Source organism: Pseudomonas sp. AC463, assembly GCF_979253585.1.
In genome coordinates this window covers 1-246 of sequence record NZ_CEEDDZ010001014.1, presented here as the reverse complement: position 1 = coordinate 246, position 246 = coordinate 1, and the positions used below count along the sequence as shown (strand labels likewise).

At 69.5% G+C, this 246-nt stretch carries 1 pseudogene; it reads left to right on the top strand.

Annotated features, from left to right (window positions below):
* A pseudogene (locus tag AC0IYH_RS33305) lies at positions 1-246 on the top strand (hypothetical protein); the annotation flags it as partial.

Sequence of the window (246 nt, the reverse complement as noted above, 5' to 3'; positions counted from 1 at the left end):
GAAGCGGGCATCGCCGTCACCGACGTCCGCTACGTCGCCAGCCAGCCCTGGCCATTCCCGTCTTCGCTGATGATCGCCTGCACCGCTCGCGCGCTCGACGACCGCATCACGCTCGACACGAACGAGCTGGAGGACGCGATCTGGGTGTCCCGTGACGAAGTCCGCGCAGTGCTCGCCGGGGAGAAGGGCCCCTTCCTGGCGCCGCCGGCCTACGCCATCGCGCATACGTTGCTGTCGGTGTGGGCC